General features: G+C 50.8%; 12 protein-coding genes and 1 pseudogene. All 13 read left to right on the top strand.

The genetic code is table 11. The features are described from left to right. Positions 1 to 234: toprim domain-containing protein (locus K334_RS14570; RefSeq protein ID WP_027444994.1), on the top strand; the 234-nt coding region annotated here is incomplete at its 5' end. Positions 235 to 238: 4 nt separating this feature from the next. Then, positions 239 to 700, top strand: coding sequence for a DUF3408 domain-containing protein (locus K334_RS0111390; protein WP_008449678.1), 462 nt, complete (start codon positions 239 to 241; stop codon positions 698 to 700). A gap of 360 nt (positions 701 to 1,060) precedes the next feature. Beyond that, the gene (locus K334_RS0111385; RefSeq protein WP_008449726.1) at positions 1,061 to 1,492 is read left to right on the top strand and encodes a plasmid mobilization protein; all 432 of its coding nucleotides are present in this window, start codon (positions 1,061 to 1,063) and stop codon (positions 1,490 to 1,492) included. Further along, positions 1,476 to 2,537, top strand: coding sequence for a relaxase/mobilization nuclease domain-containing protein (locus tag K334_RS0111380; protein ID WP_008449737.1), 1,062 nt, complete (start codon positions 1,476 to 1,478; stop codon positions 2,535 to 2,537). Before K334_RS0111385 ends, K334_RS0111380 begins: the two co-directional genes overlap by 17 nt. Then, a complete protein-coding gene (locus K334_RS15310; RefSeq protein WP_238319016.1) occupies positions 2,521 to 2,913 on the top strand; it encodes a hypothetical protein in 393 nt (130 codons plus the stop codon). Before K334_RS0111380 ends, K334_RS15310 begins: the two co-directional genes overlap by 17 nt. 1,347 nt (positions 2,914 to 4,260) lie before the next feature. Then, positions 4,261 to 4,746 (top strand): hypothetical protein, encoded by a 486-nt coding sequence (locus tag K334_RS0111365; protein ID WP_027444993.1) that lies wholly within the window; start codon positions 4,261 to 4,263, stop codon positions 4,744 to 4,746. Positions 4,747 to 4,790: 44 nt separating this feature from the next. Beyond that, positions 4,791 to 5,042 (top strand): annotated as a pseudogene (locus tag K334_RS15465) (flavodoxin); the annotation flags it as partial. 88 nt (positions 5,043 to 5,130) lie between these two features. Next, entirely contained in the window at positions 5,131 to 5,427 is a 297-nt protein-coding gene (locus K334_RS15095) for a hypothetical protein (protein ID WP_025881381.1), read from the top strand. A 158-nt stretch (positions 5,428 to 5,585) separates the two neighbouring features. Next, complete coding sequence (locus tag K334_RS14905) at positions 5,586 to 5,837, top strand: hypothetical protein (RefSeq protein WP_154655609.1); 252 nt, start codon at positions 5,586 to 5,588, stop codon at positions 5,835 to 5,837. A 338-nt stretch (positions 5,838 to 6,175) separates the two neighbouring features. Beyond that, positions 6,176 to 8,302 (top strand): cation:proton antiporter, encoded by a 2,127-nt coding sequence (locus tag K334_RS0111355; RefSeq protein ID WP_027444991.1) that lies wholly within the window; start codon positions 6,176 to 6,178, stop codon positions 8,300 to 8,302. 17 nt (positions 8,303 to 8,319) lie between these two features. Beyond that, positions 8,320 to 9,015, top strand: a complete 696-nt coding sequence (locus K334_RS0111350) for an ABC transporter ATP-binding protein (RefSeq protein WP_025881388.1) — start codon at positions 8,320 to 8,322, stop codon at positions 9,013 to 9,015. A gap of 179 nt (positions 9,016 to 9,194) precedes the next feature. Next, positions 9,195 to 9,593: a GxxExxY protein gene (locus K334_RS0111345; protein ID WP_025881390.1), complete on the top strand. Its 399-nt coding sequence runs from the start codon at positions 9,195 to 9,197 to the stop codon at positions 9,591 to 9,593. A 307-nt stretch (positions 9,594 to 9,900) separates the two neighbouring features. Then, entirely contained in the window at positions 9,901 to 10,782 is an 882-nt protein-coding gene (locus K334_RS0111340; protein ID WP_021590388.1) for a CvfB family protein, read from the top strand. Positions 10,783 to 10,832: the final 50 nt, after the last annotated feature.

The following is a 10,832-nucleotide window of genomic DNA, read 5'->3' as shown; positions in this document are numbered from 1 at the left end:
AAAAGAAATATAACCTCTGTTCGTGCTTTTCTTGATAATGACGATGCAGGTCGAAAAGCTGTGCAGGAATTTGTAAACACAGGTTTTAAGGTAGAAGATATGGCAGTGTATTATAGAGACTTCAAAGACCTCAACGAGTTTCATGTCAGTCGTGTCCGTGAGCAACAGAAAAAGTTGGAGAAAACTCCCAATACAAGCAACAAAAGAAAACAAGTCAAACTTAAAATAAGATAGAGGTATGGAAAAGAAAACAGTCAGCAAAGAGGAAATGGAAAATACCATCAGGAAATCTTTCAGTATGAGCCAAGCTGAAAGTTCAAGTGAACAAACCGTCGCTGAATTTCGAGCAAAGGGAATGAAAAATATTCAAGAGCAAAAACAACAAGGAACAGAACATGTCATAAAGTATGTTACGCCAGCCGAGCCTGCACAGCATACAGAGCATGCAACCGTTCAAAAACGCATCAGTGCCAAGATGAGAAAAGAGACACTCGACGCATACAAGCAGGCGTTCCTCGTTCCGACAAAGCTAAGTGAGAGAAAGGCGGTTTACCTGAGCAGGGAGACGCAGGAACGTGCCGACTTCATCGTTCGCAGGTTGGGTGACAGGGGTAGCAATCTTTCAAGTTTCGTGGAGAACATCGTGCGCATCCATTTGGGGGAATACGGTGAGGATGTAGAGAAATGGAGAAAACTGTGAACCGCAAGAAAATGGTCGAGGGGTTTCAGAAAAAGGAACACCTCTTTCACTCAAAACCCTCGACACTTTTCAGAGAGTAAGGCAACGAACTTTTGCTAAAAACACTGAATGGTGGGAACGCTACGAACGCAGTTAGATACTGAATGCACGGCATTCGCTTTTAATAACCAAAACGCTTTATGCGTAAACGTTTCGTTAGCTGACATTGCAAGACGTCAGTTTGTACCCACAAACTGCTCTTGCTCCCCTCGTTCGATTGTCGGGGAGATAAGACCGTAATCACTCCGTTCTCATCGGTCAGTATTCAGGAATTAAGAAACAATGAATCATCTACAATGATTAACTTTCTAAGAAACTTATATGAAAAGATACAAAGGAAAAGCTGCCCGATGGCAGCAACAGGATAAGGAAGAACAGCGGATGAACAAAACGGAGTTCATCAAGGTAAGATGCACCTTAGAAGAGAAGCAGCGTATCAAGTCAAAAGCGGAAAGTGCAGGGCGGAAGTTCTCAGATTACTGCCGTGAGATACTCCTTAACGGAGAAGTAACAGCCGTTCCCAAGATGACAGACAATGAGAGGGAAGCCATTGCCATTCTCCATCATACAGGAAAGTTCTATGGACAGGTATCCAATCTCATCAAGGTCAAGGACGAAAGGTGGGTACTCATCACAAAGAACCTATCACTATGTGCAAAAGAAGCATTTAAGCGGTTTTACGACCCTCATTTTCGTGTGGAAGATGAGGTATATAAGGTCTTAAATCTAACAAGAAATGATAGGAAAATGTAAGGCGATAGCGCACGGCAGCACGGCTTTAGACTATATCTTCAGAGAGGGCAAGCTTGGCTATCGACTTGCCTTCCACAATCTTTGCAGCAGGGAGCCAAAGGCTATCTATGAGGAAATGAAAGTGGTCAGCGATTACAACAGTCGTTGCAGGAACAAGTTTCTCCGTATCGAAATAGGCATCGCACCGCAGGACGAGAAAAAGCTGTCAGTGTCCGAACTCATGTGGATAACCCATTTATTTGCCAAGCAAATGGGACTTGACAACCACCAATGGGTGGCGGTAACGCACAAGGATACCGACAACAGACACATTCACATCATTGCCAACCGCATCAGTTTGTACGGAGAGGTCTATGATACTACTTTTGTGAGCAATAGGGCAGCAAGGGTGGCGGAAGAAATCAGCAGGGAGAAACACTTGACCATCGCAAAGGAGGTCAAGGCGAAAAAGCAGCATCAGGAGCCAAAAGCCAGTCCAATAAGAGAGCAGACAAAACAGCAGGTACAGCAAATCTGCTATGCCCTGCTTGACAAGTACAAAGGTATGGGTATTACTGGGCATTCCATGTTCCTTTACGAGTTGAACAAGAACGGCATCGCGATAGAGCGCATGAAGAACAAGCAGGGCAAGGTCTATGGCTTGAAGTTCTCATACGCAGGACAATCATTCAAGGCATCCGAAATCGGCAGGGAGTTCGGCTACCGTTCCCTGCAGAAAAACTTTGAACCAACCAACAGGGAAGAGCCAAGGAAACCACACCAAACAATACAGGAGGCAACAGAAAAGAACGAACGCCCTGATACCGGTTATCAACTCGTACCTCCAAGCCGCTCCTCAATTTCACGAGACAATGACACACCACAAGTGCAGAATCCTATTAGTACAGTGGCAGACACCATTGTTAGTGCAGCCGATGAAGTTGTGGAAGGATTAGGCGATTTGATTACACCATCCACACAGGGCAATGACTATGCTGAAACAGCGTGGCAGCGCAAGCTCAGGAACCAAGCCAACAGAAAGAAAAAACGTGGAAGAGGATTATAACTCACGCCTGAACAAAATGCAGAAAGAAGAATATCTCATCAAGAACGCTTGTTATTCGGTAACAAAGTATTATCTTTGCAAACAGAATAACAAGCGTTCTTTGTTAGGCAGAAAACAGCGAAACCAAGTAACTCGCTCGTTTCTAAATCGTTACCAGTTTAGTTCTACTAACAAGGTAACTTCTTTATTTTCAACAAGTTGTATTTTAAGAATTATCTTGTATCACCAAAAGGACTGCTTTGACCATGCAAAAGGACTACTTAGAGCGGCTGAAAGGGCAACGACTACCAACACCGCCCTTTACGATTACTTCCCAAACGCCCTACAATCAGGCCTAAATGGGTCACCGGACAATAGTCATGGTGCATTGCGCTGACAACCTCCATGGCAGTTGTATGCTCACAGTACACCATGATCATATTCAGAGGAACCGATTGGGGATAAAGATTTGCATGTTAAATCCCAATGGACGATTGGGGTTAAAAGCCAATGATGAATCGAATGGAACATTATCATGGTGGAGTCGCATGCAACGGTCTGTACTCTGCTTGCAACCGCATGGCGGTTGGTCCGTTTAGAGGGCATGGTTGCGAGCGCAGCGAGCTACCATGCCCACGCTTTGGCGGTTAGGAGCTAGGCCGAAGGCCTTGGTCTTTTTACCCAAAATTGACCTTTGAAACTCCATCATGGTGCATTGCGCCCCCATGAACCGATTGAGTATCAAGAAAAGCCTGTCGCAGGCTGCGCAGGAGGTGAAGCCGCCCGCAACAAATGCCGGCCATAGACAGCTCAGGAAGTGAAGCCGGAGGCTTCATCGCTCAGTAACCCCTGGTCATCTCTGCGAAGCGGAGTGACCAGGGGATAAAAGACAAAGCGGAAACCGACCCTGGAAGGGTCGCCCAAAGACAGCCGTGATGATGGTGGACGACCCCTCCAGGGTCGACGGATGGATGGCGGGTACACCTCCCCCGGTCATCCTGCGGCATGACCGGGGGTTACGAAGAGGTGAAGCCGCCGGCTTCAACACCCGCAGGAAAGCTTTGGGTACCGGCATGCGAGCCTGCCCGTCCGCTATCAAGGGGCAGCCGGCGGCGACCATGACCATCCTATCGCCCTTGCAGCTCGTGCCTCCACATGCTTCAAGACTCAATGGCAAGTCGGCCAACTGCGCCCGTCAAACCCGACAACAATCACCACAAACGTAAAAAGACCAAGGCCTTCGGCCTAGCTCCCCACCACCAAAGCCTGTCCAGGTCAGTAACAACAAAAAACTAGGCCGAAGGCCTTGGTCTTTTTATCCAAAATTGACCTTTGAAACTCCATCATCGTGCACTGCGCATGCAACCGCCAAGCAATTACATGCGCAGCGCACCATGACCATATTCAAATGAACCAGTTGGGGATAAAGAATTGCATGTTAAATCCCAACGGTTGATTTGTATTAAAAATATAAAAAAAACAAACTGACAAGACCAAAAGCACGAGTTTTTATTATAATTTTGCGCAAAATCAAACCAAATCATTTACAAACATCAACATTAAAAAAAGATGAAAAAGACCCCATCGCGCTCTTTTCCGCTTGCAAATGTTGTCGCGTTTACAACCAATGCACGTCAAGAAGAGTGAGATGGTGAATGCTGGTCAACCCAACCATCAAGGGCGTAGTTGAATGGCACTCCACTTCCCCTTGACAAAATGCCATCACAATTAGAACAAATAACAAATGAAAAACTTCAGAAACAAAACCGCACACATAGCATTGGGGGCACTGCTCTATTCGGCTTGGGTCATTTTGAACGCGCAACTGCTTCACTTGTCCTCACCGTCGAAAGAGTTCGGCTCTCCCTACTGGTATTTCTTTCCCTTCAACCATGGCATTTCAGACACATGCCTATGGGGCTATGACGTATCCGAATTCATTCTTTACACGGTCTTATTGCCCGTCTTGGTCGTCTTCATCTTTAAATACGTTCTGCCCAATTACAAAGGCCCAGCCCCGAAACGGCGGCTCCTGATCGGGATTGTCTGGGGGGCGATCGTCTATTGTTTCGCCTTGGCCATCGCCGCAACGTTTGACGATTCCGACCTCATAGGGCTTTTCTTTGCCATCATCAAAGGGCTGGCCATCTGTCTGTTCGCATACTACGCAACCCATTTGGTCATCAACTACTTCTTTCCTCCAAAGAAGGAATGCCAGACAGAGTCATGAACATTCTTGAAATATAGAGAGAGGACCCTTATAATATTATACATTTGTTGCAAGACTATCAGGGAAACACGAGACCGGACGTCCCTGATAGTTTTTTTTATGGTACGCACGACGATTTTTCCGTAAAACAGGTTGTTCTTACCTCACTTCGGACGGCCGAAGCCGCCAGACTGCTGGCCAAGGCCGCCCATGCCGACCTCTATGAAATCAGGCCCGAAAGGCCTTACACCGACGCAGACCTGAACTGGAACGACGTCAAGAGCCGCTCGTCGGTGGAACACTTTCATCGAGCAGACCGACCTCATCCGCGGAACCACGCTCGGAAGGCACATCGCCGACTACCACTTCTTCGACTACGACTCCATCGAGTCGCTCCATCTCTCCGTGCGCGAACAGCAGATGTTCACCGACACGCTGCAAAGCATACGCGCCGAACTGGAAATGCCCATCGACAAGCACTCGCAGACGATTCTCGTAGACCGCATCAAACTCATTCTCGACTATTGCCAACGGTTCTACGACCGCCAGTTCATCACGCGCCACAACATCAACAGCGACATCCTCTCGGCTTTCGAGCAGAACATCCGGGCGTATTTCGAAACCGTGGCTGCTGCCACAGCCGACACTCATCATCGGCACCTACGACGAGAACGGAAGCCCCAACGCCAAGGCGCAGCGTGATTCTTCACGCCCCTACGGCTCGCGCCATTCGCAGAGACGGAAAACCGTGGCTCGGAAGACGTCAAAACAAAACATTTGGCAAAATTCCGAGGTTCGGGAAACGCCAAAACAAAACATTTGTAAAATTCCGAAGTTCGGAAAACGTCAAAACATAACGAATGTTAAGCCCCAAAGTTCGGAAAATGCCAAAACAAAACATTTGTAAAATTCCGAGGCCGGGGAAACGTCAAAACAAAACATTTGTAAAATTCAGAGGCTGGGAAAACGTCAAAACAAACGGCGGCGGACTTTCCGCAGCCGGGAAAACGTCAAAACAAAATATTTGTAAAATTCCGAGGCTGGGAAAACGTCAAAACAAAACATTTGTAAAATTCCGAGGCTCGGAAAACGTCAAAACAAAACGTTTGTAAAATTCCGCGGCCCGGGAAACGCCAAAACAAACGGTGGCGGACTTTCCGCAGCCGGGGAAACGCCAAAACAAATGGCGGCGGACTTTCCGCAGCCGGGGAAACGCCAAAACAAACGGTGGGGCGGAAAAACGGAGGCGGTTTTTGACCATTCAACCACATGAAAGGCAATTTGGCACGGCGAAAGAGGACAAATCAGCCTACTTGGCGGAAGACGGCAAGGCCCTCGAGTGAACATACGGCGACCGACGTCGGCGACCGGCAAAAGAACGGCCCACAGCCGCAAAATTATTGCTTCCGGCCTTCACGCTGTATGAAAATATGTGTATCTTTGCCAGAAGATGACGACATACCTGTTACAATATTTCCCCATCACCAACCCCACGTTGATATTCTTCGTGGTGTTGCTGATCATCCTCTTTGCGCCGATCATCATGGGCAAGCTGCGCATTCCGCACATCATCGGCATGGTGCTGGCCGGCGTGCTCATAGGAAGATACGGCCTCAACATCCTGCAACGCGACAGTTCGTTCGAGTTGTTCGGCAAGGTGGGCATTTACTACATCATGTTCTTGGCGGCCCTGGAAATGGACATGCAGGGTATCAAGAACAACAAATACAAGTTTCTGGCATTCGGGCTGCTCACGTTCAGCGCCCCCTTCGCCATCATGCTGCTGACAGGGGGCGGCCTGCTGGGCTACACGCCCGCCGTGGCGCTGCTGCTGGCCTGCATCATGGCCAGCAACACGCTCATCGCCTACCCCATCGTGAGCCGCTACGGATTGCAGAAGAAGCCCAGCGTGACGCTGAGCGTCGGGTCGAGCATGCTGTCGCTGCTGCTGGCACTGATCGTGCTGGCGGCCATCGTGGCCTCGCACGAAGACGGCGGCTCCTCCATCGGCTTCTGGTTGCTTTTCGTCGCGAAGTTCTCGGCCTACTGCACGGCCATGATTCTGGTCATTCCGCGGCTCACCCGCTGGTTTCTGCGACGCTACAGCGACGCCGTCATGCAGTTCATCTTCATTCTGGCCATGATGTTCATGAGCGCAGCCCTGAGCGAGCTGATCGGCCTGGAGGGCATTTTCGGTGCGTTCCTGTCGGGCCTGATCCTGAACCGCTACATCCCGCCCGTGTCGCCGCTGATGAACCGGATTGAATTCATCGGCAACGCGCTCTTCATCCCTTATTTCCTCATCGGCGTGGGCATGCTCATCAACATCCGCCTGCTCTTTGCGGGCGGCGCAATACTATGGGTCGTCTTCGCCATCGTCGTCTTCGGCACACTGGGCAAGGCCATCGCGGCCTACATCTCCTGCGTGCTGTTCAAGCTGCCGCTGTCGTCGGGCCACATGATGTTCGGCCTGACGTCGGCCCACGCGGCGGGCGCCATCGCCATGGCCATGGTGGGCATGCGGCTCAAGACGGCCGACGGGCTGCCCATGGTGGACGACCAGATACTGAATGCCGTGGTCATCATGATTCTCTTCACGTGCGTCATCTCGTCCATCATCACGGAGTCGTCGGCCAGGAGTATCATCCTGCGCGACAAGGAGATACCGCAAAACGACAACACGGGCGACGACGAGAAGATTCTCATACCGGTGAAATATCCCGAATATGCCGACCAGCTCGTCAACATGGCCCTGCTCATGCGCAACCCGAAGCTCAAACGCAGCCTGGTGGCCCTGAACGTGGTCTACGACGACAAGGACATGCAGGCGAACATGGAACGGGGACGGCGGCTGCTGGAACACCTGTCGCAGCTTGGGGCCTCGGCCGACGTGGGGGTGCAGACCCAGGTGAGGGTGGCGGCCAACATCGCCAATGGTATCAAGCACGCCTTCAAGGAGTTCAGGGCCAGCGAAATCGTTATCGGCATGCACCAGCACAAGGAGATTTCGCAGAAGTTCTGGGGCCAGTTCCACCAGAGTCTTTTCAACGGACTGAGCCGCCAGATCATGATGGCCCGCTTTGCCCAGCCGCTCAATACGATACGGCGCATCCAGGTGGCGGTGCCCAGCCGGGCGCAATACGAGCCGGGCTTCTACCGCTGGCTGGAACGGCTGTCGCGGATGGCCGGCAACCTGGAGTGCCGCATCCAGTTCCATGGCCGCACCGACACGCTGTCGCTCATCCACGAGTTCATCAACAACCGACACGCCGAGGTGAGGGCCGACTACCGCAGGATGGAGCATTGGAATGAACTGCCGCAACTGGCTTCGACCATCGCCGAAGACCATCTTTTCGTGGTCGTGGCCGCACGCAAGGGCACCGTGTCCTACAAGAACGCGCTCGAACAGCTGCCCGAGGAGATCCGCAACCATTTCTCGGGCAAGAGCATTCTCATCATCTTCCCCGACCAGCATGGCGGCATGATGGACGAAATGACCTTCGCCCAGCCGCAACACACCGAGGAGAGCAGTGCGTATGAACTGCTGTTGAACTGGTTGCAACGTTTCAAGCATTAGACATATCAGTACATATTATGATAGACATCAAAGACATCACGAAGAGTTTCGGCAACTTGCAGGTATTGAAAGGTATCGACCTGCACATCAACCGGGGGGAGGTGGTCAGCATTGTAGGTCCGTCGGGGGCCGGCAAGACCACGCTGTTGCAGATCATCGGCACGCTCGACAAGCCCGACAGCGGTTCGGTCTGCATCGACGGGGTAGACGTCAGCACGCTGGACAAGAAGAAATTGAGTGACTTCAGGAACCGACATATTGGCTTTGTGTTCCAATTCCACCAGCTGCTGCCGGAGTTCACGGCCATCGAAAACATCATGATTCCGGCCTTCATCGCCGGAAAGAGCAAGGGCGAAGCGAAGAAGCGGGCACAGGAACTGCTCGCATTCATGGGGCTGACGGACCGCGCCGACCACAAGCCGTCCGAACTGTCGGGTGGCGAGAAGCAGCGGGTGGCTGTGGCAAGGGCGCTGGTGAACAACCCCGCCGTCATCCTGGCCGACGAACCTTCGGGCAGCCTCGACTCGAAGAACAAGGCCGAACTGCACCAGCTCTTCTTCGACCTGCGCGACCGCTTCGGACAGACATTCGTCATCGTGACGCACGACGAAGAACTGGCGGCTATCACCGACCGCACCATCCACATGAAGGACGGCCTGCTCGACATGACGACAGAGCTTTCTGTCAATGTCTTTGAAGACATAAGTACATAAAGACATATTTCTTTTACTGTGGTTTTTAGACATAAGTACATAAGAACATATTTTTTAGGGGGGTGGGGTCGCAAGCGACCGGATAAAGACATAAGGCTGGCAGAGGACAATTTGCATTCCTCATTCCAAACTTCTCATTTCACATTTCACACTTCACACTTCACACTTCACATTATATCATGACAGACCAAGAGCTTGAGTTATTGATTCATCGCATACTTCAATGTGCCTACAACGTCCGCACCCAGCTATGTCCCGGCTTTTTAGAAGAGATATACAAGAAGGCGTTGCTCATTGAGTTGTCGGAAGCAGGCATAGAATACGAGCATGAAGTTCCTTTCTGCATTTATTACAAAGGTCATGCGATTGGACAATACCGTGCCGACCTCGTTGTCGCCAACCAAATCATCATAGAAATCAAGGCAACAAGCTCTCTCGTCGTCGCCAACGAGATACAATTGGTGAACTATCTCACCGCCACGGGGCTCGACACCGGCCTCCTCATCAACTTCGGCAATGCCGAATCCCTGCAAATCAAAAGGAAATATAGAGTTTATAAAATGAGAGGTGTGAAATGAGAAGTGTGAAATGGGAAGTGTGAAGTGTGGAATGTGAAGTGCTCCAAGAGAATTCCATCTCCTCTGCCAGCCTTATGTCTTTATCCGGTCGCTTGCGACCCCACACCCCAAAAAATATGTTCTTATGTACTTATGTCTTTAAAAACAACAATAGAAAAATATGTTCTTATGTACTTATGTCTTTAAAAACAACAACAGAAAAATATGTTCTTATGTACTTATGTCTTAAAACACAGACAAGGAAAACATGTACTCATGTCTCAACAACAACATCAACAAGAGAATATCAAACTAAAAATATGAAATTATGTCTAAGATTAGATTAGGAGACCACAACACTCTCCGCATCAAGGAGGAGGCCCGTCGCGAAGGTTATGGCGAAGTATTCGGCTTGTATCTGGACGGTGGTGTCGAAGGCGACATCCTCATGCCGCTGAAGTATGTACCCGAAGACGCCAAGGTCGGCGACGACATCGACTGCTTCGTCTATCTGGACCAGGACGAACGGCCCATCGCCACGACCGAGGAGCCGCTGGCCAAGGTCGGCGACTTCGCCTATCTGGAATGTTCATGGGTCAACGAGTATGGCGCCTTCCTCAACTGGGGTCTGACCAAAGACCTGTTCTGCCCCTTCCGCGAGCAAAAGAAGCGGATGGAGATAGGCGACAGCTACATCGTCCACATCCACATCGACGAAGACAGCTACCGTATCATGGCCAGCGCCAAGGTGGAACACTACCTGCTGAAGCCCCGTTCGGCCGACGAAGTCGCGCTGAAGCCGGGCGAGAAAGTGGACTTGTTGGTATGGCAGAAGACCGATTTGGGCTTCAAGGTCATCGTCAACAACGCCTATGGCGGCCTTGTCTATCAAGACCAGTTGTTCAAGTATATCCACACGGGCGACCAGTTGCCCGGCTACGTCTCCGCCATCCGCCCCGACGGCAAGCTCGACATCTCGTTGCAGCCCCTGGGGCAGGCTGCCGCCACCGACTTCGCCACCACGCTGCTGCAATACATGGAACGCAACGGAGGCCGCTGCCATTTGGACGACAAGAGCGACCCCGAGGACATCAAACGCCAGTTCCAAGTCAGCAAGAAGGTCTACAAGAAGGCCATCGGCGACCTGTACAAGCGTCACCTCATCGTCATCAACGAGCGTGGTATTGAACTTGCGCCGAGCAAGGCATGACGCGCTGACGCCTGCTTCTAATATGAATGGCTCTGCGAAAGGCTGAAACG

Origin of the sequence: Segatella baroniae DSM 16972 = JCM 13447 (genome assembly GCF_000426585.1) — a bacterium.
Lineage (GTDB): Bacteria > Bacteroidota > Bacteroidia > Bacteroidales > Bacteroidaceae > Prevotella > Prevotella baroniae.
This window is presented reverse-complemented; position numbering and strand designations above follow the sequence as displayed.